We start from the raw sequence: 23,575 nt of genomic DNA on the forward strand, positions 1-23,575 counted from the left end.
GTCGGGGCGTTCAGTCGAGATAACCAACTAATCGGGCCGCCAGGCCGGTGTAACTGGCCGGTGTCAGTTCCAGTAGGCGCCGTTCGACGTCGTCGGGAATGCCTAAACTGCGGATGAAATCGCGCATCTCCTGCGCTCCGACGGTCCGGCCGCGGGTCAACTCCTTGAGCCGTTCATACGGATTCCCCATCCCCGTGGCGCCAGCGATGGATGCGGCGCGCATGGCCTGTTGAATCGGTTCGCCGAGCACCTCCCATGCGGCGTCGAGGTCGGCCGCGAGCCGCTGTGGATTCGGATCCACCCCGGCGATACCGCGGCGTAGATTGTCCACCGCTAACAGAGAATGGCCGAGTGCGGTGCCGATGTTTCGTTGCGTGGTGGAATCGGTGAGATCGCGCTGCATACGTGAGGTCACCAGCGTTGCGGCGAGCGTATCTAGTAAAGCACTCGAGATTTCCAGATTGGCCTCCGCATTCTCGAACCGGATCGGGTTGACCTTGTGTGGCATGGTGGAGGATCCGGTGGTTCCCTGCGCGGCGAGATTCTGATGGAAGTAGTCGAGTGATATGTATGTCCAAAAATCGGTGGCGAGGTTATGCGCAATGCGATTGAAGTGTGCGACGTCGGCGTAGAGGTCCGCCTGCCAATCGTGCGACTCGATCTGTGTGGTGAGGGGATTCCAGGTCAGGTCGAGGCCTTCGACGAAGTCGCGCGAGACGGCGGGCCAGTCGACGCTCGGCACGGCAACGTGATGCGCGCCGAAGGTGCCTGTGGCGCCGTTGAGCTTACCCAAGTACTCGGCGGAGCGGATGCGTTTGAGCTGCCGACGCAGGCGATGAGCAAACACCGCCATCTCCTTGCCGAGCGTGGTCGGCGTAGCGGTTTGACCATGGGTGTGCGAAAGCATGGGAAGCTTGGCGGTGGCGCGGGCCAGATCGGCAAGCTGCTCGGTCAGTTCCTGTGCGGCTGGTAACCACACGTTTTCGATAGCACCTTTGACGGTAAGCGCATACGCCAGGTTGTTGATGTCTTCGCTGGTGCAGAAAATATGGACGATTTCGTGCATGGCGGCAAGGGAACTCGCGCCAGTTGGGGGTGTGGGAGTAGGGGGATTAATGGTGGTGCTGCCTGCATCGTGTTCAAGGTTGCGGTTGCGCGATGTGGGCGTGTTCGTGGGAGGTATGGCGGAGCTTGATGGGGAGTTGCCGCGGTCATGTGGTGCAGGGGTGCCGACGGGGGCCGCTGGGTTAGTGGCTATTGTTTGGGCGGGTGGGTTAGTGGTTATCGCGTGGGCGGCTGTATCGCGGTGGTCAGCATCTGGCGTACCTGACGTGCTTGGCATTTCCAGCGTGCCTGGCATACCCGGCGTCGGCGTAGCTGGCGTGCCTGGTATCGCTGTACCTGGTGTAGGTGTGCCCGGCGTGCCCGATGTCGCCGTACCTGGTGTAGGCATAGCTAGCCGACGTTTGAGGAAGTACTCGACGGCCTTGACATCATGTTTTGTTTCGGACTCGATGGCGGCGAGCTCTTCGATCTCGGCCGCCCCAAAGGTCTCAGGGATTGAACGGAGGTAGGCGATGTCGTCGTCGCCCAGCAGAGGAATGCCAGGCAGCACTCTATGCCGGACGAGGTAGATAAGCCACTCGATTTCGACATAGATGCGCATGCGGTTAAGAGCAGCCTCGGAGAGGTAGTCAACCAAAGGTGCAGTGACTGAGCGATAACGACCATCGAGCGGGCCGAGGGCGATCGGCGGGACGACGTCGGCAAGGCGTTGGAAGCTCATGCAGCCATTTTGGCACGACGACGCGGGCTGTGGGCGCCGTGGCCGTGTGGTGGGCGCGCGGGTGCGCCTGGAGTCGGGCTGGTTTCTTCACCGCAGTGCGAGGGGTTCTTTGCCGTGCCGGGTGTTTTATGAGTCGGGTGGTGGGCGGCGGGTGTGCCGGGGCGGCGCGGATGGGTGTGCCGGGTGTGGTGTGGGTCGGGGTGGCGCGCGGATGGGTGTGCCGGGTGTGGTGTGGGTCGGGGTGACGCGCAAATGGGTGCGAATTGCCGCTGCTTGCCCCTGGCCTTGATGTTGCAGGTCCCTGATGCCGATGTTGTTTGGCCCTCGCCTTGAGAAGTGTAGGTGTTTTCAAGAAGTGTCGGGAAATGCGCGACACTTCTTGAAAATCCCTCTCTTTCTTCACCAGGGCGCGCGGGTTCCTGGCCGGGTGCGCGGGTTCTTGCCCTGGGCAGGGTTCTCACTGGGTCGCATGGGGCTCTTCAGCAGGGCACACGGGCTTCTTCGCCGGGGGCCGTCGTCTTCTTCATCCAGAACCGATGGGTGCTCATGCCCATCATCTTCCTTCTGATGTTCATGAACTGGTGGATCCTCTGGCGAACCGGCGATCCTATCTACCACCTGTTTTCGCGGTCTCACCGTGGGATCGAAAGCGAGAAGAGTAAGAGAATAGGCGCACTGTCGGCGTCGCAGCGCCTGGCATGGCATTGCCAAAAGGTCCCTAGCCAAGCCCCAGCGAAGCCCTGGCTAGGGTGTCGATCCCGTTCGTGTTGGCAATGGATGCCCGCAGCAAGTCTTTGCTCAACAGCCGAGTTTCACTCGGTCGTGGCGAGTCTTCGGTTGGATTCCTCGATGTGGTCTTAACGCGGCTTAGTCGAGCGGCGACCGGTGTGCGCTACACGCGTTGGACTTCTCGATGTGCTCTCGACGCGGCTCGGCGAAACGGGCGTGTAACGGCCTTGAATCTCGTGACCGAAGTCGAGAACTGCCGCATTCTTAACCCGCTCAGAGGTAGCCCCGTGCTTCCTCCACCGTCTGCACTCCGTAGGTGCCGCCGAACAGTGCCGCGTGGACGATGAGGATATGTAGCCGGTGCAGTCCAATGCGCTCACGCCAGCCGTCGGCCAGCGGAGACGTCTCGTGATAAGCAGCGTAGACTCGCTCGACGAACGGGGCGCCGAACACGGTCAGTTGCGCTAGGTCTGACTCGGCATGCCCGCCGTGGCTCGCAGGGTCTATCAATACCGCAACCGGGTCCGTGCCTGCCGTTGGGTGAGTGTCCCGTATGGAAGGTGTCACCGCGCCGCGACTGGCCGAGTCGGCGCTGGCCCAGAACACGTTGCCTGACCATAGATCACCATGCAGAAGCGCGGCATCTGTATGCACCAGCGCAGGTTGGGGAGCATCAAACATTCCGGAGTGCAGTCGAGCGGCTAACTTTTCGATCACCGCCGCGCCCTGTGCCGTGATTGAGCCGTTCGCCCTGGCGGCGGGCAAATACGGCAACAGTCGATCGTCGGCGTAGAACTCACCCCAGGTGCGTCGGGGCAGCGCAGGTGACGCTATCGCCCGTTTCGGGTGAGCCGGAAACGGCAATCGTTCCCACCCGGCCGGAGAGGTCCCCGCACGGTCCGGCTCAGGCGAGTTATGCGGAGAGGTCCCCGCACGGTCCGGCTCAGGCGAGTTATGCGGAGAGGTCCCCGCACGGTCCGGCTCAGGCGAGTTATGCGGAGAGGTCCCCGCACGGTCCGGCTCAGGCGAGGCGTGAGGAACTGTCCGTTTAGTCGGCTCAGTTGCTTCGCTCTTAGACTGCGTAGCCGCAGCAGCCGAATCATGCTCCGGGCCCGCCGTGAACACAAGGGGGAGCGGCGCCTCGCCCATGACGCCGTCGTCGTGCACCCCTGTCGGGGCCTGCCCGAAAACCCGCTGCCCATCGGGGCAGAAAGCATGGGTAACCGCGAGAAGCCGCCCGAAGGTCTCGGCGGCGCGTGGCGAAGGCGGTGCCGCGGAGAGACGAGCCGTCTGCAGCGAAGTGGTGCTGCTCCCCATGAGACGCACAACAGGCGCGCCACCTGCCCGCGCGGCTGCAGCTAGTTCCCGCAGCCCAGCCGCTTCGGCCGCAATTGCGACGGCGGTGCCACGCTTAGTGAAGGTGCCGGTGCCGAAAGTGGAAGCAGTGGACAGAGGGATCACCTCCAAACGAGAACGATGCCTTAGATGCGTTCGGGGATGTGGGACAGGCGTACAGGGGGGATCTGGTGGTCGTCGCTCACCGCGTTGTCCTGTTATCAGTTCCTGCGGTATTGGACCGGTAAGAAGGCGTCCACCACCACGTTGACCAGGCCGATGATGATGCCGCCGAGCAAAGCCGCCTGGAAGCCGTTGACAACGATACCGATGGAGAGTGCACCGGTCAGCCACGACGTCAGGCCCAGCATTGCGGCATTCACGACGACGAAGAACAGTCCCAACGTCATGATGTACAAAGGCAACGAAAGGATGACGAGTAGGGGCCGCACAAGGAGATTAACGACGCCGAGGATGGCGCCGGCAATGACGTAGTAAATGACAATCTTGAGCGTGCTCCCGGAGCCAGAGAGACTGACTCCCGATAGTAGTTGTACGCATACCCACAGGCCGAGTGCGTTGACAAGTGCGCGGACAAATAGCTTCATCATGCTGCTAGCCTAACGATTTCCTGGTCGGCGGTAAACGCAACTGGCAGCGTGGGTGGAGGTGATCGCCCTGTCCGGGTGGTTGCGGCCGCTAGACCGGCGGTGACAGGTGCATGGCCCGGGATTGACACGTGTATGGCCCGGGATTGACACGTGCCGGTGTTGTGTGTTTACCCCATGAGAGTGTTGCGATGGCATGGTCCATGGCGGGGTAGGAGAGCTCTGCCCAGTTCGCACCACGTGAGGGTCGCGACGGCGAGCGGCAAGGTGTTATTGGGGAAGGGATGCTCGGTTTGCGTGGGTGGTTGTGACCTCCATCAGGGTAAATGCGCGGCGAACTGGTTAGTGGGTGTGCATGGTTGGCGGGTGTGGAGGATGCTAATGGTTGCGCAGGTCGCCGATGGGTGCGCGGGTCGCCGATGGGTGCGCGGGTCGCCGATGGGTGCGCACCTGGTTGGTGGACGTGCGCATGGTTTAGGAGCGGAGGATTGTGTTTTGGGCTGGCTTGTGGGTGTGCGGTGACCAAATCCCGTCCAAACGAAAGAGACTCCATCCATGCAAGTGCCAGAATCCGGATGATTCCGCCACTCCTTAAAATGAATCGGTCTAGATTAGCTTCGTTTGGACGGGATTTGGTCAGGTGGTGTGCCAGGAGGACTCTCGGCTCGGCCCAGTAGGCCGAGCCGAGAGTCTGCCACCTCAAGGAGCACACGCGACCGTGCGTTGCACAGATGCAAGTTCGCCGCATCTCGCGCTACCGCCGCGCCTCGCGCTACCGCCGCATCTCGCGCTGCGACCGCATCTCGCGCTGCGACCGCATCTCGCGCTACCGCCGCGCCTCGCGCTACCGCCGCGCCTCGCGCCATTGGTGCGTCTTGCGCTACCGCCGCCTCTTGCGCCACTACCGCATCTCGCGCTGCTACCGCCCCTTGCGCTATGCCAAACGCAATCTTCACTCCCACTGCGCGTTGGCCGGATCAACACCGTTGGCCGCAGCGTTCGCGTCAATGATGTCTTTCAGCCAGGCGGCAAGCCCAGGGGCGACCGCCTCGTAATGCTCCCGGAAACGCGGGTCTTCCACATATCCACGAGCAATCAACACCTGTTTGGCGTGGCTGGCTTCGAACCACTTCCCAATGAGGGTGCGGTGCCGCTCGGCCAACTCCGACGCTGCGGCGGAACCCGGCGTCACACCTGCTGCCATGGCCGCAGCAGCATCGCGCTCGAAGGCATCCGTCTCGTCGCGTACTTGGCGCCAGTCGTCTGCCGACATCGTCGCCTTGTATGCCTCGGCTGCAGCCCATTCCGGGGTCTGCCCCCAACGCTCCTCCGCCTCGCTCTGCCAGGCAGGGTCCCAATTCTGGCCGAGAATATCGCGCTGCTGGTCGGGTGTCAGATTCATGTTGTTGTCCTCCGCTTTCATGAGTCGTTCCACTGCACGAACCATCTCGTGCAGATGAGAGATGCGCTGGAGGAGTAGCTCGCGTTGCTGTGCCAGATGATCGGTTGTGTCCGTGCCTGGATCGTCGAGAATCTCGGCGATCCGGGCCAGGGGCATTCCCGTCTCCCGGTACAGGCATACGCGGTAGACGCGGGCGACGTCGTCTGCGGAATACAGCCGGTACCCGGACCACGAACGGAAGCTTGGGCGAACGACGCCCAGTTCATCCCAGTGGTGCAGTGTCCGCACGCTGATTCCGACCAATGCCGCAACCTGGCCCACCGTAAGTTCGTCCATACCTGCATCATCTCTCATGACTCCACTGTCATGCCTCCCGCCGCGTGAGGGTCAAGCCCAATGGGGCGGAGTTTTGAAGCGCGGCGGCCAGTGTGATCACTTGCTGAGCGCCAGCGGTTACTAGTCGAGCCGTGAGCGGCTACCTACTCACCCGTCAACAGCTACCCGCTCAGTCGCCGCCGCCGACTACCCGCTCAGTCGCCGCCGGCTACCTGCCCACCCGCCAGCGGCTTCATCCAGCGCTGCTCGCTAGCGGTCGCTCGCCCAGCATCCGGCCGGTTCGGCGGCGGACGGCACACCACGGCACACTAGTGATATGGATAACGCGGATAATGTGAGTCAGAGCTGGTTTCGGCCCGAGGTTTTGAGCCTGCCCGCATACGTCCCGGGGAAAAAGGGGCAGGATACGGACATCGTCAAGTTGGCCTCCAATGAGACACCATTTCCTGCACTGCCACAGGTACAAGCCGCCGTCTTGGGCGCGCTCGGTGGCCTGAACCGCTATCCCGACATGTTCGCCGCCGACCTCGTCGCCGATATTGGCCGCTTCCACGAATGGCCCGACGACGGCGTCGTCGTCGGAAACGGCTCTACTACCCTGATTGAAAAGGTGCTCCAGGCCGTGGTGACCCCGAGTGGCGAAGTGATTATGGCCTGGCGGTCATTTGAGGCGTACCCGATTGCTGTGCAGGCAGTCGGCGGAGTGTGCGTACAGGTGCCGCTCACCCGCGACGGCGGCCATGACCTGCGGGCCATCGCCAGGGCCGTCACCCCGCGTACCCGCGCCATTTTGCTCTGCTCGCCGAATAATCCGACCGGAGTCAGTATCACCCATGCCGAACTTGCGGCGTTCCTCGACGAGGTGCCGGACAGCATCCCGGTGCTGCTCGATGAGGCGTATATAGATTTCGTTGAGATGGACGACGCCATCGACTCCCGCGCGCTACTCCCGCAACACCGCAACCTCATTGTGCTGCGCACCTTCTCCAAAGCGTACGGGCTGGCGGGACTGCGGTGCGGCTATGCGCTGTGCAGTGTGGATATGGCCACGGGGCTGCGCGCTGTTCTCACGCCCTTCGGCGTGAACTCTCTGGTGCAGATCGCTGCACGCGCCGCTCTCAATTCCCGGCCGGACGTTATCGCGCGTGTTGCGACCATCAAGGCGGAGAGGGAGCGGCTACTTGCTGCTGTTGCGGCGCAGGGGTGGGATATCCCGCGCTCGCAGTCCAACTTCCTCTGGTTTGAGTTCAGCGACCACAGTCTACGTTTCGAGCAGCTGTGCAACGAGGAGAAAATCGTTGTGCGGCGTTTCGGCGACGAAGGCGTGCGCGTCTCGATCGCCGAACCATCCGGGTCTGTGCGCCTGTTGCGCGCGTTGGAACGCTTTCGCGCCGAGCGCGGATGAGGCGTTTGCGCGGGCGAATGTGGCTGGCGCACTTTCCAAACGCTTTCGCGCCGAATGTGGGTGAGGCGTGTGCGCGAGCCCGTGTGCATCCCTTTTGGTGCGGCGGCCGGACGAGTAGTTCTCAGCGGTCGTGAGGCTGAGAAGCGACACTCCCATGGTCGTCACGTGGCTGAGCCGTCGGCAACGGTGGCTGGTTCGTGTGACGCCGCGGCGGTGTCAAAATCCCGTCCAAACGGCGCCAATCTGGATTGATTCATTTTAAAGAACGGCGGAATCATGCGGATTTCGGCGTCTGTCAAACCCGGGCGCTCTTCGTTTGGACGGGATTTGGACACCGTCGGCTCGGTGGTCGGCTCGGTGGTCGGCGACTGTGCCTGACTCCGTGGCGCCAACGCGTGGGATGTTGCCAGCACCCGCACTCGACAGTCCTCATCCGGCACTCGTGTGCCGCTGGCGAGTTAGCCACGCCCGCTCCTCTCGCCAGCTTCACCTCACTCCGTCCGCGGTGCCACTTAACTAGACACGCCCCATTTGACGAGCCAACCGGGCTCATCAGGCCAGCTATGTCACTCGGCCAGCAGCCACGCCCGCTCCACTCGCCAGTGCCCCCACTCAGCCACCTAACTGGCCAGCAAACTGACGGCGACCAGGAGAACCGAGAGCACTTCGCCCAGCCCGATCACCTTGACTGATATCGGATGTCCGCGCAGACCGGCGAGTGGTACGGCGGTGGCCCTTATCGTCAAAAGTAACCACACCCCGGCATGCCACCATGTGATGTGAAGGCTGCTATTGGCGATGGCCGCTGCCAGAGCCGCCGCACCACACCACACCGCATGCCAGGCAATGGACGCCACGAGGTAGCGGCGTGATCCCCGCTCCCGCACATTCGTCTTCACATACAGAATCGTGCCCGTGAAATACGCCCAGACAAACGCCGTCATTGCCCAGATATGCGGGGCTGTGCCGTGCCAGCTGTGTCCCGCCAGGTGATGCCAACCGTGCCCAGTCAAGGCGGCGTCGTAACAGACTGGAAGCATCAGACTGGCCGCGAGAACGGTGTCGACGCCGTTGGCGAGGGAGCGTTCACTGCGCCGCCACGCGGCCCACGCGGCGGCAGCCACCAGCGGTAGAAACAGCGGCACCCACCGTAGCAGGTAGGGGGCTGCAGCAGCGGTGGCAAGGCTGAGTAAGGCAACAGCGATCCCATAGGCGCGCACCGGCGGCCAATAGCGTGGCCGCATTCGCGAGCGTAGCCATACGCTCGCGGCGTAGAACAGGAAGTACCCAGACCACCACAGCGCAAGTAAAAGAACGTGGATCGCACGCCAACCTCCCGCGATAATGCCGAGGAGAGGCGGCACGTTGATCATGGGCCAGGCGCCGTGGTACTGCGGAATCCAGCCGGAATTGCGGGAGAGACGACGAAGGAGCATCGAGTGAAGTTCTAATTATGAAACTGTTAGGAGCACTCAAGCGCCTCGTGGCTACCGAAGAAACCGAAGCACGCGGCGCCTCAGAAAGTACGGTCTGCTGCTCGACGCAACTGGAATCCATGGCCCGATACTTCACTCCAACAAGTCACTCCCTCCGACTTGGAAATCGAGCAGGCGAAGCCGTTGTGTTTGATTGTTGTGTCGTAGTCAAGGGTCACCGACGTGTTGAGCTCGGAGTTGCAATCTGCGGTGACGTCGCCAATGCTTTCGACATGATAAGTGGCTGTCTTTCCCTCGCACCCGTCGGGAGAAGGATAGTCGTACACGTAGATTGAGCAGGAGACGTTGTCATCGGCGATAATGCAGCGGATGTTGTTCGCTGGTGTCGTGAACTCGCTTGCCTCAATGGCGTCGTCGGGAGCCGGTGAAGCGGGGGTGATCCAGGAGGTCTTCTCTGCCTCTTCAACCAGTTCGCTCGGGTTGTCAGTGTTAATTAGCAGGTAGCGCAGGTCAATCGCGTACTCGGTGTCGCAGGACGCACCGACTTTGCTGAGTGCATCACTGATAGTGGTGGAGGCGCTTTCCCCGGCATTCTCTGAAGCCTCGGCAAAAGAAATGAAAACTTCGGCGTCGTCGCTGGGGTCAGAACACGTCGGATTCTCCACGAGGCTAGTCAGTTCTGCGCGGGTGCCAAACAATTCAGAGTCATCATCCGAGAGGGGCGAGGTGGAGGGTTCGGCAGTGGACTCTGCCACTTCGGCGCCTGTGTGTCCACCAGGATTGGCGGCCTGTTGACCGGCACGTATCACCTTGATGTAGAACACGGACATCACGACGACGAGGAGAACGACCGCAGCGAACACAAGGAAATAGAACGGCCTGCGCGAAACCGACTCGCTTGGTGCGGCCTCGCGTTCAGGTTCGAAATTCTGCCCTATCCAGTCTCCAGTTGTCATGCCTCTAGCTGTCGCCTTCACTATATGTACGTATATTCCTCGCCGGATCTCCGAGTGTTCCGCACGGTGACTGCGCGCCGCGCGTTCCGGCTATTGACCGCCCGGACCCGGAATCCGGCGACGGTGCATTTCACGCTAGCGGAAGAGGGGGCCGCCCGGCTAGCGTTTTCGGGCTTCACTGGCGAATAGCAACAAAAGTGTTATATACGGCGTGAGCGAGGTGACAGTGTTCTGCTCCTCTGTATTTTCGCGTGGCTCGACCTTCGAACGGCGCTGCGATCAGCCCGACGTCGGCGACGCTAGCCACCGGTGGGAGTCGGCGCGGAATCGGCGCGAACTGGTGCCAAGTCGTCTGTGCCGGACGTATTTGAGTCATGCCCTTCGGGCACATGGGAGGCGTGCGTGTTGGACACATCGGAGTCATGCGCGTCGCGTGGTGGGGAGGTGGCATCGAAGCTCTCAGGTCTCTTAGCTGCTGTCAGTGGTTCTGATTGTTCCAGGTTTGGCGCGGATTCGCGAATAGGTCCACCAATCGCGGTGTGACTCCCCGTAGCATGCACTCCCGGCGGAGCGGGATAGCGCGTTCTCCCGTGCCGGACCGACCACCTCGTTGTGAACAAGAACCGCTGCTTTCACCCCGCTGGGGCTGAACGTGGAGCGACCACCCCGCTGGGGCTGAACGTGGAGCGACCACCCCGCTGGGGCTGAAAACGGGCCGCTCCGCCCCGCTGCGTCCAAGGGCGGAGCAGCACTCCGCCGTGCCGGAAGGTGGATCATCCCCATTCCTGCCTGAATTACGAGCGGCGATGTGTCACTATTTGGACACTAACGAATTGAATCTCCCGTTAAACACTCTCAAGCGCAAGCCAAAATACCCCTCTGAACTGCGTGAGTATGCTGATATGTGATTTGTCAAGCTGAAAGTATGGGTATCAATACCCATACTCCTGCCTGGAAGGATTCGCGGGCTGCCTTTAGGCTGAGGTACTGGTAAGCGTCCTCGGCAAGCCTTGCTGAATTCACCGTTCGTGGTCTCACATGATGCGCCCGGCAGTGAACTCGCTCGAAGCCGATGCCGAGGCGATCGGTTCGGAGCCGTCTGGCTTCACGAAGGGAGACAAGGTGACCGAGAAACTCGCTGACGGAATGATCACCGATGAGCAGATGGCACGCGTGGGATCACTGCTTGATCGCGTGCGCGAGATTTTCCGCGGCCGGGTTGTGGGTCAGGAGGCGCTATACAACGCGCTTGTAACATCGCTAATGGCGCGTGGTCATGTGCTATTGGAATCTGTTCCTGGGCTCGCAAAGACGACGGCGGCGACGACGCTAGCAGAGGCTTTCTCTGGCACCTTCTCGCGTATCCAGTGCACTCCTGACCTGATGCCGAATGACATCGTCGGCACCCAGATCTATTCCTACGAGTCCGGGCGTTTTACGACTCAGCTCGGGCCGGTCCATGCCAACATGGTGCTGCTTGACGAGATCAATCGTTCGTCGGCGAAGACGCAGTCGGCCATGCTGGAAGCCATGCAGGAGCGCCAGACCTCCATCGGTGGTCGTATCTACCGCCTTCCCGAACCTTTCATGGTGATGGCAACGCAGAACCCGCTTGAAGAAGAGGGCACCTACGTCTTGCCGGAGGCGCAGATGGATCGCTTCCTTATGAAGGAGATCCTGGGCTACCCCGAGCCTAACGAGGAGGTCGATATTCTCACCCGCACGGCGGAGGATTCCTTCGGTCGGCCGGAGGGCGTGGAACCGATCTCAACCGATGACATCCTTTTCCTGCAGTCCATGACGCGCAAGGTGTACGTGGACTCTTCGGTTGCCGCCTACATCGTCGCTATTATCAACACCACGCGCGGCGGCGGCCCACGTCCCATCGCCGATATCGGCCAACGGGTGACAGTTGGTGCCTCGCCGCGTGGCGGCCTTGCACTGATGCAGACGGCTCAGGCGCGTGCACTGCAGGCTGGTCGCAATTACATCATTCCCGACGACGTCAAGGAGCTGCGTTACCCGGTTCTTCGCCATCGCATCGTGCGCACGTATGACGCACTTGCCAGCGGAGTCACCGCCGAATCGATTATCGACTCCGTGTTCAACGTCGTCCCTACGCCGTGAGGTCATCCCATGCCTGACACAGATTCCATTTACCTCCCCGCGCCGCCGGTGCGCAGCGAACTACACCGCACCGCGTTGCTGCGTTCTCGGCTGCGGTTGCCCGTTGTCAGAAGGACTGCGGGTATTCTCGACGGCGCACATGCCTCGATTATGGCGGGGCATGGCCACGACTTTGCGGATCTGACCGAATACGAACCCGGCGACGATGTCCGCCGGATCGATTGGCGTATCTCTGCCCGCAATGATCGCCCGATCATCCGCCGTTTTGAACGGGAAACCGACATTCGCACGCAACTGGTGATCGACTCGAGCCGGGCGATGCGCGCCGTGGCGCCGTCCGGTGAACGCAAATGCGACATTGCCATGGAAGGCGCTGATCTTCTGGCTTTTCTCGCCGCGCAACGCGGTGACAGCCTCGGGCTCGTCGTCGGCGATTCCAGCGGCATCGAAACGCACACCGCAAAACACGGCACCGCGCATATGGAACGGTTGCTGCGCGCGGCGGCACGTCGCATCGCGGAATCGCATGGCGAGTCAACGCCTTCCGCGCTGTTGGAACGGGCCTTCGTCGTCTCCCATGTCCGTTCCTTGATGATTCTTGTCACCGACTGCCACTGGCCCGGCCCGGAGGATGAGAACACTATCCAGCGGATACGGGCACGGCATGAGTTGGTCGTTCTCCGAGTGGTTGATATGCCGATGACGCAGACCACGTTGGGTGCACAAGGCGCACATATCGACGCGTTGTCTGACATCGATATGGATGGCATTACACTGCCGGCCTACCTGCGTGAAGACGAAGCGCTCGCTGCTGCCATCGGCCGTGAAGACGCTCAGCGAGAGGAGCAGGCCGAGGCACTTCTGCGCTGGCACAAGGTACTGCAGGATCCCGTCAGCTCCAGCGCGGACGTGATGCCATCCCTTATTGCCCTGCTACGGAGGCGCCAGTATGCCCGCGGATGACCTTTTCCCTGCCGTGGGACCATCGGGTCCGGTGGTCATACTGTTTCTTGTACTTGTGGCGGTGCTCCTGTCGTGGATCTTCTTCATCCGCTGGCGGAAGAACGAGGCGAATCGGCCCGCTTTCGCCCCCGTACCACGATTGGATAGAGAGCGTTGGGTGGCCAGTGTTCGACACTTGGTGGAGTCGTCACGCGGTGAGGACGTGCGTGCGCAACATTTGGCTCTGGCTCGTCTCATGCGCGATATCACCTCGGAGCGGACCAGGCGGGATATGGCTTCGTGGTCCGTAGGTGATATGGCGCGTTATCCGCAGCTCGTCCCCGTCTCTCGGCTCATCGGCTCCTGGGAGGAACCGAGTTTCGCGCCCGAATCTGACGCCACAATTGACGCGTCAGCCCGCCAGGCAATCGAGGTGATTACACGATGGTAATGCCTTGGCTGATTCCGGTAGTGCTCGGAGTAGCTGCGCTCGTCGGCGTCGTGGCGTGGCAGCGGCACGCGGATAAACAGCAGCGCTCCGTCAAAGTGGCTCACACACTCTCCGCGCGCTCCAGTGAGTTGTTCCGTACGCGTTTACGGCGCTATCGGGCGGGAATTGTGGCTGCCCTCGCATGCGCTGCACTGGTCACTCTTTCCTCCTCCGTCGTCGCCGCCCGCCCTAGTTCAGCGGAAGTGCTGCAGCGAAATATGGCCTCGCGCGACATCGTCTTATGCCTGGATATCTCGGGCTCCGTGATCCAGTTCGACTCGCAGGTTGTGGAGGCGTTTTCCGAGATCGTGGATTCCTTCGAGGGGGAACGCGTGGCCTTGGTGATTTTCAATTCGTCGGCGCGCACAGTTTTCCCGCTTACGGATGACTACGACATGATTCAGGACCAGCTGGAGATCGCGGCAACCGCGCTCGACGTCGATATTGATCTGAGTACGGGTTACGTCTCAGAAAAAGATGTGGACGAGTACAAAGCATTTGCCGAAGGCACTCTTGTAGATAACTGGTTAGGGTCGTCTCTGGTTGGCGACGGTCTCGTTTCCTGCTCACGTGCCTTTGATTATTCGACGCAGGATCGCTCCCGTACCGTGATCCTGGCAACTGATAACATCGTCGAAGGGTCTGCAATTTTCGAACTGGAGGATGCGGTAGAGATCCTGCAAGACCGTAACATCCGCATCAACGGTTTGTTTATCGATCCGGACCCTGGCTCTTGGCTTACGGAATCGTATGCAGAGGAGATGGAGGAAGCAGTGACATCAGTTGGCGGGAACTTCTTCTACGCCGACGATGCCGATGCAGGCGACCAGATTGTGAAGGACGTGCAAGCTCAGGACGCCGCCGATTTGGAAATCGACGCGGAGACCATTGTGTCTGATCATCCGGGCATATGGCCGGTATTCGCACTCCTTGGAGTGGGCGGAATAATCGGGCTGGGTTGGAGGCTGCGTCTATGAGATTCACATGGTTATGGCCCGCTTTCATTGTGATTCCGGTGCTCATAGGGGGACTGGCGGTGTGCTTCCTCGGTTGGAGGAGGTCGCGCGTACAGGGGCGATCCGCCATTGTGGCATGGGTGCGCCGCGCACTCATGGTTGTGGCAGTTGCACTGTGCGGTGCGGCTCCGGGAGTCGCGGTGCTACCGACAACCGGTGTTGTTCCGGTTGAGGTGTATTTTGTGGTGGACCGTACCGGTTCGATGGCGGCAGAGGACTACAACGGCTCGGAGCAGCGTATGAACGGCGTGAAGTCGGACCTTTTGGAACTGCTTGAGGCTTATCCCAATGCGCGCTATTCGATTATTGCCTTCGACTCGTCGGCGACGACGCAACTGCCGGTAACAACCGATACCAATGCGGTGCGGTCCTGGGTGGATGTGTATGACCGGGAGGTGACTGCAAGCTCGCATGGTTCCAATATGAATCGTCCGGTTGAGAGGCTTGATGAGGTCCTAACTCGCTCCCAAGAAAAGAATCCGGACCATGTGCGCCTGGTCTACCTGTTCTCTGACGGGGAGACCAGAGACGATAGTGTGAACGCGCAACTCGATTACGGCGGCCTCGCGGATAAAATCGACGGTGGAGCCGTACTTGGCTATGGAACCCCCGAAGGCGGTCAGATGAAAGAGATGGAGTATGACGGGACCGAGGGGAATTATATCGAGGACCCCGATAGCAACGAGACTGCTCTTTCTCGGATCGATGAAGAAGCATTGCAGACGATCAGCTCCCAGTTGGGCGTGAACTATGAACATCGCACCGCTCCTGGGGGAGTGGAATCATTGACGGAAGACACCACCGGTTTGGTGGCAGAGGCGCAGGCGCGGCAGGAGAGTTCCATTTACAGTCCGCGTATATGGCCTTTCGGCCTGCTCCTCGCCGTGTTGGCGATGTGGGAGATCGCTGCGCTGGTTCCGCAGGTGCGTAACATGCGCGCGCTGACAGGTATTGAACGGCGCCGGGCGGGTGGCACGCTTGGTGGGTCCGGTGGTCCAGGAGGTGCGGCAACCGCTGCGGGCGGTGCGGCACTTGGCGCCAGTGGCGGGCGGATTAGTGGCCGGCAGTCCACGGCGAAGATGATGCGCGAGGTCCGGCGATGAGCGCGGGAGGTCCGGCCATGAACGGAATGCGTAGAAAGTACTCGGGCCGCGGCTGGCGCGTCGCGGATATTATCATCTTGTCCGTGCTGGTGCTGGCGCTGCTATGGACGAGCCTGATGTGGCTGTTCGCAGCCAGAGGAGGTTCGGCATACGGGAATGAGAACTACGACGGCGCGACGTCGTCGTACCGGAAGGCTGATGGGCTGACGCCGACACTTCTGGGCGAATGGCGTCTGCCCTACTCACGCGGAACAGTATATTTGGCCGACGGCGCGCCGGACACGGGTGTTCCCTACCTGGAGAAGGCCTTGGACTTGGTACCAAAGGCGGAGACGGATGCGTCGGGAATGGTGGTGGACCCGGACCACGTTCCCGAGTGCCAAGTGCGGCGGAATCTCTCCGTTGGTTATGAAATGCAGGGGGATGCGGCGGCTGATTCCGGCGATGCTGAGAGCTCCGCCCAGCTGTACGAGCAGGCGGTGCAGGCACTGCATCCCTGCTACAACGGTGAAGGGAACAGCGACGTCGAGCAACGGCAGGATGACAAGCAACAGGAGCAGCAACAACAGCAAGACCAGGACCCAACAGACGACCCCTCGAAAAACGATCCCGAGCCCACGGAGGAGCCGGATGATGGAGATGACGAACCTTCTCCTGAGCCGACGATGAGCGAGGAGGAAGAGGAATTGCAGAGGCGTAATCAGGAGGGTGAGCAGCAGTACCAGCGTCAGCAGGGCGATGACGATGGTAGCGGCGGATCTGGAGGAGTGAACTGGTGATGGTTCCTGAGTTGCGTCATCCTGGTGCGGCGATCATCGTTCCGGTGTATGACACGACGGGAGCAATGTTCGCTGAACATGCGCGCTCGGCCGAGATGGCAGGAGCGGATGTTGTGGAATGGCGTCTTGATTATCTGGTGGGAAGCCACGCGTCGCGTTCTCTCGCCGATGCGGTGGAGGCCATTCCGGAGGTGCTGGCCACCACGAGGCTCCCGCTCATGTTGACGCTGCGGACTGCCGGCCAGGGCGGTGAGGCCGACATTTCGCCTGGGCATTACGGAGTTATGTTGGCGGAACTGCTGGATATGCTCGTGCATGCCAAGGTTGAGCCGACACGGGTAATGCTGGATGTCGAGTTCTCGAATCCCTCGGCCACCAGTTTGGCGCGGCGCGCCCAAGAACTCGGATTCATGGTCGTGCTTTCGCAGGCAGAGTTGGCGGGCACTCCCGATTGCGACATGCTGGAGATGGAGTTGGAAGAGTTGCTGGAGGTTCCCGGCGTGATCGCGCATCTTGCGGTAACCGCGCGTGGGGATGAGGATGTGCAACATCTGTTGGAGGCGACGCGCGCCGTCAGGGGGCGCTATGATCGCCCGATCATAGCGGTTGCGATGGGGCCGGAGGGGCTGCGTTCTAAGCGTGAGGGGTACCGTTACGGTTCTGCGGCGGCATGGGCGTCAATCGACTGGGGGCAGGGACTGCTTCCCGGCCAGATCTCGGTGGAAGAGCTACTGCGCGCCTTCGCAGAATGCGCGGAGTGATTCACGGCCCCGGGATCTGCCTTGACGTGGCGGAAGATGCAGTTTCGGTGAGGGTGTGGACTGACACGGGTCGGCCTGGTTCGGTCAACACGTTGCGAAGAAGTGTCGCCCTTTTCAAGAAGTGGAGCATTTGTCGCGACATTTCTCGCAAATCCCTCCACTTCTTGACGCTTGGACAGGGAGCGGTCCGCCTCTCCATGTGTCGACGGCGACGGCGAGCCCGCCGCTGCCGGTCTGCTTCCCGTCTTCTGCGGCGTGGAAGGAAGGTGGGGCGGGATGGTGGTTCGAGGAAGTTTGCTGGCCAGGGCCGTACTCCCGCAACTCGAACGCGTTGGGATGGTGGTTCGAGGAAGTTTGCCTTCTGAGGTTCAGTTTGCGACGTGATCGCGGAGCGGGTGCTGAAGCATTAGCGAGTCAAGAGCTGCTGCATAGTCGGAATGATCTGCCGGTCACCGGTCAGCCAGCTGAGCGTAGCGACGTCGTCGGCGGTGACCCACCGCAGTTGTAGATGGTCCTTGCCGCGATGAGGGAATTCTCCTGGAGTGATTGTAGCGAGCCATAGGAGCATGACACGGCCTCCAGGTAGCGGCCAAGCGCCGGGCGGGGAAGGCGCGGTACGGGATGCTGGCAGGGATTCGTGTCGTCCGAATCCTCTTCGAGAAGCAGGAAACGGGGCGCAGGATGTCGGCATGGGGTGGTGAGGAGTGGTGTTGGTTGTGCGTGTGGGTTCGTGAAGGGTGGTCGGAGCGGTCTCAGTTGTGCGAGAGTGTTCGCCGGTGGGAGGTGATGCGGTGGAGGAATTCGCGGGTGTAGTGGAGTGTGGCGTGAGTGTCGGCTGCATCGTCGCCGACGGTTGCGGTGGCGAGGCCAGCTGTGGAGGTACGGGTGATGCGTCTGGTTCCGGCGACTCAAAAGTGGATGGCGGTGTGTGCGTTGCAGCGGGAGCGACGGGAGGCCCGAGAATAATGCCGCAGCCGAGCTCCTCGCGAATTTCCCGCAGCAGGGCGTTCTCAGGGTTTTCGCCAGACTGGACTTTCCCGCCGGGGAACTCCCATCGCCCCGCGAGCTCCTGGGGGTAGGAGCGCTGCGCGGCGAGGAGCCGCGTGGGCGATTCGAGAGAGTCGACGATGGCAGCGCCGACAATCAGTGCTTTTGCCACAGGGGAATGTTACCGGGTGCTGGTGGCTGTGTATGTGCCGTCTGGTGTTGCTCGGGATTGCTGGGGACTTGAGGTGGTGGCGTATGGTCACCTGGCGGTCGGTCAGCCCGCGATGCCGTTGGGTGCTTGTCGTGATGCTGTATCAGTCATCTGGCAGTTGGTACCTCGCGACGCCACCGGGTGCTTGTGGCGATGCCGCATAAGCCACCTAGCCGTCGTTACCTCGTGACGCCACCGGGTGCTGGTGGTAGCGGTGGCTGTGAGTCCTCTGGTGGCTGGTGCCTTGCGTTGCTACGGGTGCCTCGGGGGCGGCTCGTCGTGTATGGGTTGTGGCGGGTGTATGGGTTGCAGAAAGTGTATAGGGTGCTTGCAAGGGTGAGAAGCGAGCAGGTTGCGTGGCGGATGCAGGTGACTCTTCGGCATCTGCACGCGTTAGGCTGCCCGGAAGCAGTCCGTGGGGCCGATGCGGGGGATGGAGTGACTGGCGCTGCCGGGGCCATTGACGGCGCGCTCGCGTCGACGCGATGCTCGCCGTCGACGCGATACATGGAGGGGCGGGACGCTCCCTGCCCACGCTTCAAGAAGTGGAGGGATTTGCGAGAAGTGTCGCGATAAATCCTCAACTTCTTGAAAAAGGCGACACTTCTTCGCAGCATGCGCCACCACTGGGAAACAGCCTGGTCGTTGGAGAGAATGCCCTGCACCTTCGTGCCTAGAGCCGTGACCGCAGCAGGGTGCTTGCTGCCGGGGGCTTGGCGAGCGCGAGATATCGGGACTGAGGACTCGCCGTGATCACCAGTGGTTTCTTTGATGGCTCAGCGGATCTTGTACTCGGTGTCGCACTGCCGGACGAGCCGATTGTCGTGGGTGGCGATAATGACTAAGACGCCGGCATTGGCGCGTTCCCGTAGCAAAGAGCTGACGAGGTTGCGGTTGTCCTCGTCGAGTGATGCGGTGGGTTCGTCGGCGTAGATGACGTCGGCGTGTTTGTACATGGCGCGGGCGACTCCGAGCCGCTGCTTTTCTCCGCCGGAGAGCACTCCCGCGCGAGCGTCTTTTCGCCCGTCCAAGCCGACATGGCGGAGAATATCGTCCGCCTCGCCGCGTGCGAAGCTCTTGAAGGTCGTGTTGTAGGCGACGGTCTCATCTTCCACAATGCCATAGTCCTGGTAGATGAACGCGGCGTGCTGTGCCCAGAAGGCAGTGCGACGCTTGTCGCGCCAGGAGTTCGTTACCTGTCCGTTGATGGTGACCTCACCCGAACTGGGTTGCAGGATAAGCCCAAGGCAGTTCAGCAAGGTGGTCTTGCCGGAACCCGATGGTCCGGTCAGCGCCACCATGTGGCCACCATCCAGATCCAGTTCGATTCCGGTGAAGATCGGCGTTCCATCGATGGTGACGCCGAGGTCTGCGGCTTGAATGTGCATACTGTTTCTCCTTGCGGCTTATGTTGTACGGTTGATGGAGTGGGTGAAGGCGCGTTTCGCATTGGTAGCAAAGGCTAGCTCGATGATGAGCCAACCTAACGCTAGAACGAAGGCGGCGGAGCCGATGAGGTAGAAAGGTTCAGGAAAGCGCAGGAAGCGGCTGAGAATTGTGCCGATAGCGGTGGCGACGACGAGGAGTAGCCCTTCCTTGTGTCGTGGCGCTGCGGTGATCTTGCGGTACGGGATACCAAAGGTATGAGCAGCGAAGATACGGCGTTGCTGGTGGGCGGCCCAGAGCATGGCTCGCTGGGCGACGCCGAAGGCGATAGCACCTACCAAGAGGATGCAGGAAAGGAGGTAGTAGGAGGCTTGTTGGGCGAAGCGCTGTGCTTGTCCGAGTGCAAGATCGGCGATACTTTCAACCTCGGAGACATAGGGTTCAACCACAGTACCGGCCAATAGACTTCGCAACGCGGCCTCGTCGGTAAACACTAGATTGCCGGAGGACAAGGTTGCGCGCAAGAAGTTAACGTCATAGTCCTCTGTTACGTTGTCAGTGACAATGAGCAGAGGATGAGTTGTCTGAATGCTGGAAGAGCCCAGTCCGACGTCGGGTGGAAGGGCGAGCATGGTGCCCGAGTTGAGCTCGAAAAACGGGAGTTTGTGTACAGGTCTTCCAGGATTGAGAAGCAAGGGCATCTGGCCGTCTAAGAACTCGCGTGTGGCAGGCGCGAGACTTCCATAATCTACCCGTTGCAACACGGGCATGGCACCTTCCGGGGAATTGGTGATTGCATGATTGATCCACGCTTGGTCGGTGATGACAATATGATCAAAACCTTCAAGTTCAGCGTCATCTAGTTCTATCCCCTGGTCAATCACGTATGAGGTCATGAGGATGCCGCGTTGGTGGGCTGAGGCCAGAATGTCTTTGAGATTCTGTTCGCCTTCTTCTGTTGACAAGCCAGTGTCCGTTTCGTTCAAGGAGACGCGGACGACTCCTCGCATGGATGCCCATAGAGAGTGTTCGTCGGCGAGGATTTTGGTAGTGACCCAGGCTTGAGCGGTGGAGGGGAGGATTAGCATGGCGGCGCAGATCACAGTACCGGTAAGGAATGTCCCAGTACGCTGGTATCCGCGCAGCGGAATTGCGCGCCGGGCGACCATTTCCACCGTCGGGCGTGCCATGAGCGATAGAAGCAGCGCTACGAGCAGAGTCAGAAGGAAACAAGCCAAGGCGGCGAGTGCGATACGGCCAGCAAGAAGACTGAGATGACCCACCGATAGTTTCAGCGTGAGCCAGACCCCGAATCCGGTAAGGCCGACGGCGAGCCCGCTGCCGATGTCGACGGCGATCTGGCCGAGGTCTCGCGCGTGGATCCGCCAGTTCGGCACTCCGGAGAGCAGGCGGTACGTGCGGGAACGAGCACGGGAGACTTGCCAACTCAACACCGCCACAATAGCTAGTATGAAGGCGGCCATTACTCCGTTGCCAATACCGCTTTGTAATAAGAAGGAGGTCACTGTCAAAAGAGCATTGCGTCGACTGTCCCACTCCAACCGCACACCATTACTCGCTGCCCAATCAGCTAGAGCGTGCCGGAATGTGGTGCTACCTGCGAGAGCGAGTTCACCTTCAAAGGGGCGAGTGCCGAGTTCCGATGTGGAGAGTAAACGACCCGTCTTCCCGTCGAGCCACTGAATAGTCCCTCCATCTTGGACCGGTCCACCCGTTGCCGTGGGTTTCTCCCCGACGTAGATGACATCACGGGTGTTCTCGAAGTCATCGGGATCGGGTGTGGCCAGGTAGAGATTGCCGTGATGAGTAGCCGCGAGATGTTCCAGATCGCTGACAGTCGTGGTCCTTGAGAGACCTCCCTCAAGAGGCTGGAAATACAGTGTGGTATCCGCATTGAAGGGCATGCTGCGTTCTTGGAACTGAGCAGCCTGCCAGACTGAGATACCACAGAACACTGCTAGAAACACAGATACGAGACGAATAGTAAGACGCAATAACAACAGAACACTCCCTCATCTGAGGGCGGTGGACTGGAATCATGGTGCGCCCCAGTCCACCGCGCCGATAAGTGTCAGTGGTAGAGGCTACTTGCAAATCCAATAATTATAGCGGTCTTTCGCCCATGGGTGCTGGACGGCCCAGAGTTCAGCGACGGACTTTTGATGAGCTTTGGTGCGGATAGATTCTTTAGTGCGATTATCCATCCGCACGGTCGAGCCGTGACAGCGGCCTACTGTGTAGTAAGAGCGGACCCTGGCGTTCCAGAATCCATATTCCCACGTCCCCCCTTCGACTGGATACTGTTTCAAGGGGCCGTAGGCAAGCCATGCGGGCTGGATTTGATCATCGGTGATCTCTGACTGTGTTGTTGAAGGGACGGGGTTGTCGCTAGTGGTTGTTGCCTGTGCAGGAAGCACCATTGTTCCCAAGGCAAGAACGGAGCTTGTGACTCCTGCGAGGATTCGATGTTTGATTCGCATCGTATTCTCCTTTGAACCCGGTAGGTGTGGCGCTGCTCGTCAGCGAACCATGCTTGCACGCTAACCGGTTACAGAATACTATCGCGATAGTAGGTTGCGCGCAAGTGAGTGTTCGTAGTGGCCGCATTCAAGGGAGGGTCCGCACCGCGCGCCGTCGTTCGAGGTCTTTATGTAAAGGGTATCCAACGGTGTGACTGTGGCACGTTCTCATGGATAGAGAGCCACGTCGTTGCAAGGTGGCAAGCCACCGGTGATAGTGTTTGGATATGAGTGAATCGTATGCTGAGCAGTCCAACGCGGCTGGCGCGTTTCCTGACCAACCGCGTGGCGGTGATGCGTTTGCCGACCGGCCGAATAACACCGGGTCGTTTTCCAGCGGGTCGCGCGATGGTTGGGACGCGGCCTCGGGTAGCGGTCGGGGGTCGATGCCCCGCTACGGCGAGCCCTCGGGTCGGTCGTATTCACAGGCTCCCTATCCGAACGCGCAACATCCTTATCCGTACGAGCATGACAAGACGCTGACGGTGGTCGGCTTGGTGCTGGCATTCTTCATCCCCTTGGCTTCGATTATTATCGCGGTACTTCAGCTCAGCGAGTTGAACCGGTCCAACGCGGTCAATAGAGACACGCTGGTGCGCATGAATAAAGCGACGCTTTGGATCAATGCTGTCGTGATGTTCCTGGCCGTCATTGTGGCCCTGGCGATTATGTCAGCGGCTTAGCGTGATTGCACATGATCGGCGTCTGCCCCCATTAGTTCCTCGCACCGCTGACCTCCAGGCTGTCAGCGCCCTGGTGTGCTTACTACTTGATCGGCGCTCCCGCCCTATCGGACGGTGAGATATGTGGGTCGATTTGGTGGGCATGAGGGGCGACATGTCAAAGAGTAACTCGGACCTCGCGAAAGACAGCGGCCGTCTTTCGGACTGCTGCTGGCCCGACCGGCGCTGATTTTGTCATTACGGTCCCGACCGCAGCTAGCGGGACCAGCGGTCACCGGCAACTGACTGCGATCCGTAACTAGCGAGACCCGCTCCGAACTGGACCAGCAGTGATCCGCAGCTAGCTAGACTAACGTTGGTCGGCAACTAACTGCAACCCGCAGCTAGCGGGACCAACGTTGACCCGCGACAAGTTGGACCTCTGCGGGCATGGACAGGATCCCGCAACAGTCGATGCAGCCGTTCACGGAGCAGTTGCGGGAGTTAGCGGCAGAGTTCGCTGGCGCAACGTCCCTGCCCCTGTCCGCGTTGGGTATCGTGCAGGATAATCCTTCGTC

Annotated in this window: 19 protein-coding genes; 9 read left to right on the top strand and 10 right to left on the bottom strand. The window is 60.7% G+C overall.

Going from position 1 to position 23,575, the window contains the following annotated elements:
• Window positions 1–10: 10 nt before the first annotated feature.
• From purB to EKN07_RS05085, 4 genes are all read right to left on the bottom strand, one after another.
• Complete coding sequence (purB, locus tag EKN07_RS05065; RefSeq protein ID WP_240611277.1) at window positions 11–1,786, bottom strand: adenylosuccinate lyase; 1,776 nt, start codon at window positions 1,784–1,786, stop codon at window positions 11–13.
• 1,002 nt (window positions 1,787–2,788) lie between these two features.
• Window positions 2,789–3,976 (bottom strand): fructosamine kinase family protein, encoded by a 1,188-nt coding sequence (locus EKN07_RS05075; protein WP_241228137.1) that lies wholly within the window; start codon window positions 3,974–3,976, stop codon window positions 2,789–2,791.
• Window positions 3,977–4,071: 95 nt separating this feature from the next.
• Entirely contained in the window at window positions 4,072–4,461 is a 390-nt protein-coding gene (locus tag EKN07_RS05080) for a phage holin family protein (RefSeq protein ID WP_108716436.1), read from the bottom strand.
• A gap of 949 nt (window positions 4,462–5,410) precedes the next feature.
• Entirely contained in the window at window positions 5,411–6,214 is an 804-nt protein-coding gene (locus EKN07_RS05085; protein ID WP_108716434.1) for a MerR family transcriptional regulator, read from the bottom strand.
• A gap of 298 nt (window positions 6,215–6,512) precedes the next feature.
• On the opposite strand from EKN07_RS05085, the gene EKN07_RS05090 reads away from it, so the two are divergent.
• Window positions 6,513–7,601: a histidinol-phosphate transaminase gene (locus tag EKN07_RS05090; RefSeq protein WP_126145797.1), complete on the top strand. Its 1,089-nt coding sequence runs from the start codon at window positions 6,513–6,515 to the stop codon at window positions 7,599–7,601.
• Window positions 7,602–8,221: 620 nt separating this feature from the next.
• Here the strand turns inward: EKN07_RS05090 and EKN07_RS05095 are convergent.
• Both EKN07_RS05095 and EKN07_RS05100 read right to left on the bottom strand, forming a co-directional pair.
• Window positions 8,222–9,037: a YwiC-like family protein gene (locus tag EKN07_RS05095; RefSeq protein ID WP_126145798.1), complete on the bottom strand. Its 816-nt coding sequence runs from the start codon at window positions 9,035–9,037 to the stop codon at window positions 8,222–8,224.
• A gap of 80 nt (window positions 9,038–9,117) precedes the next feature.
• Window positions 9,118–9,993, bottom strand: coding sequence for a hypothetical protein (locus EKN07_RS05100; protein WP_108716431.1), 876 nt, complete (start codon window positions 9,991–9,993; stop codon window positions 9,118–9,120).
• Window positions 9,994–11,046: 1,053 nt separating this feature from the next.
• Between EKN07_RS05100 and EKN07_RS05105 the strand changes: the two genes are divergently transcribed.
• Genes EKN07_RS05105 through EKN07_RS05135 form a run of 7 tightly spaced genes read left to right on the top strand, consistent with a single transcriptional unit; the run spans window position 11,047 to window position 17,211 of the window.
• Complete coding sequence (locus EKN07_RS05105; protein WP_240611274.1) at window positions 11,047–12,120, top strand: MoxR family ATPase; 1,074 nt, start codon at window positions 11,047–11,049, stop codon at window positions 12,118–12,120.
• A gap of 9 nt (window positions 12,121–12,129) precedes the next feature.
• Entirely contained in the window at window positions 12,130–13,083 is a 954-nt protein-coding gene (locus tag EKN07_RS05110) for a DUF58 domain-containing protein (protein WP_126145799.1), read from the top strand.
• The gene (locus EKN07_RS05115; protein WP_108716429.1) at window positions 13,070–13,513 is read left to right on the top strand and encodes a hypothetical protein; all 444 of its coding nucleotides are present in this window, start codon (window positions 13,070–13,072) and stop codon (window positions 13,511–13,513) included. The genes EKN07_RS05110 and EKN07_RS05115 overlap by 14 nt, the downstream gene beginning before the upstream one ends.
• Window positions 13,513–14,529, top strand: coding sequence for a VWA domain-containing protein (locus EKN07_RS05120; protein WP_164505531.1), 1,017 nt, complete (start codon window positions 13,513–13,515; stop codon window positions 14,527–14,529). Before EKN07_RS05115 ends, EKN07_RS05120 begins: the two co-directional genes overlap by 1 nt.
• The gene (locus EKN07_RS05125) at window positions 14,526–15,671 is read left to right on the top strand and encodes a VWA domain-containing protein (protein ID WP_164505530.1); all 1,146 of its coding nucleotides are present in this window, start codon (window positions 14,526–14,528) and stop codon (window positions 15,669–15,671) included. Before EKN07_RS05120 ends, EKN07_RS05125 begins: the two co-directional genes overlap by 4 nt.
• A gap of 26 nt (window positions 15,672–15,697) precedes the next feature.
• Window positions 15,698–16,450, top strand: a complete 753-nt coding sequence (locus EKN07_RS05130) for a hypothetical protein (protein WP_125482527.1) — start codon at window positions 15,698–15,700, stop codon at window positions 16,448–16,450.
• Window positions 16,450–17,211 (top strand): type I 3-dehydroquinate dehydratase, encoded by a 762-nt coding sequence (locus EKN07_RS05135; RefSeq protein ID WP_241228139.1) that lies wholly within the window; start codon window positions 16,450–16,452, stop codon window positions 17,209–17,211. The genes EKN07_RS05130 and EKN07_RS05135 overlap by 1 nt, the downstream gene beginning before the upstream one ends.
• Window positions 17,212–17,617: 406 nt before the next feature.
• On the opposite strand, the gene EKN07_RS13180 is transcribed toward EKN07_RS05135, so the two are convergent.
• The 4 genes from EKN07_RS13180 to EKN07_RS05155 form a co-directional block, all read right to left on the bottom strand.
• On the bottom strand, window positions 17,618–18,370 hold the full coding sequence (locus tag EKN07_RS13180) for an NUDIX domain-containing protein (RefSeq protein WP_126145801.1): 753 nt from the start codon (window positions 18,368–18,370) through the stop codon (window positions 17,618–17,620).
• An 815-nt stretch (window positions 18,371–19,185) separates the two neighbouring features.
• Window positions 19,186–19,797: an ATP-binding cassette domain-containing protein gene (locus EKN07_RS05145; protein WP_108716423.1), complete on the bottom strand. Its 612-nt coding sequence runs from the start codon at window positions 19,795–19,797 to the stop codon at window positions 19,186–19,188.
• 18 nt (window positions 19,798–19,815) lie between these two features.
• Window positions 19,816–21,720 carry a DUF6619 domain-containing protein gene (locus tag EKN07_RS05150; protein WP_164546605.1) on the bottom strand — a complete coding sequence of 635 codons (1,905 nt, stop codon included), beginning with the start codon at window positions 21,718–21,720 and terminating at the stop codon, window positions 19,816–19,818.
• A gap of 180 nt (window positions 21,721–21,900) precedes the next feature.
• Window positions 21,901–22,296 (bottom strand): lactococcin 972 family bacteriocin, encoded by a 396-nt coding sequence (locus EKN07_RS05155; RefSeq protein WP_206435676.1) that lies wholly within the window; start codon window positions 22,294–22,296, stop codon window positions 21,901–21,903.
• Window positions 22,297–22,562: 266 nt separating this feature from the next.
• Here EKN07_RS05155 and EKN07_RS05160 point away from each other — a divergent pair, with 266 nt between their 5' ends.
• A complete protein-coding gene (locus EKN07_RS05160) occupies window positions 22,563–23,018 on the top strand; it encodes a hypothetical protein (protein ID WP_108716420.1) in 456 nt (151 codons plus the stop codon).
• The last annotated feature ends 557 nt before the right edge of the window (window positions 23,019–23,575 follow it).

Origin of the sequence: Actinobaculum sp. 352 (assembly GCF_003957265.1) — a bacterium.
In the GTDB taxonomy this organism is placed as follows: Bacteria; Actinomycetota; Actinomycetes; order Actinomycetales; family Actinomycetaceae; genus Asp313.